Here is a 591-nt window from a genome sequence, read left to right on the forward strand (position 1 = left end):
AACCATTCGCAGAGTGCAAAGGCAAAAGGTTGCTTGACTGTGACACCGACGGGTGGAGCAGGTACGAAAGTAGGACTTAGTGATCCGGTGGTATGAAAGTGGGATTGCCATCGCTCAACGGATAAAAGCTACCCCGGGGATAACAGGCTTATCACTCCCAAGAGTTCACATCGACGGAGTGGTTTGGCACCTCGATGTCGGCTCATCGCATCCTGGGGCTGTAGTCGGTCCCAAGGGTTGGGCTGTTCGCCCATTAAAGCGGTACGCGAGCTGGGTTCAGAACGTCGTGAGACAGTTCGGTCCCTATCCGTCGTGGGCGCAGGATATTTGAGAGGAGCTGTCCTTAGTACGAGAGGACCGGGATGGACGAACCGCTGGTGCATCTGTTGTACTACCAAGTGCATAGCAGAGTAGCCAAGTTCGGAAGGGATAAACGCTGAAGGCATCTAAGCGTGAAGCCCCCCTCAAGATAAGATATCCCATCACGTAAGTGAGTAAGACCCCTCGAAGACTACGAGGTAGATAGGCTGGAGGTGTAAGCGTAGCAATACGTTCAGCTGACCAGTACTAATAGGTCGAGGTCTTGACCTA

General features: G+C 53.0%; 1 rRNA gene. It reads left to right on the top strand.

The window, feature by feature from the left end:
• Positions 1-591: ribosomal RNA gene (locus tag C1Y58_RS26290) — 23S ribosomal RNA — on the top strand; the annotation flags it as partial.

Origin of the sequence: Vallitalea okinawensis, from assembly GCF_002964605.1 — a bacterium.
Classification (GTDB): Bacteria; Bacillota; Clostridia; order Lachnospirales; family PQDH01; genus Vallitalea_A; species Vallitalea_A okinawensis.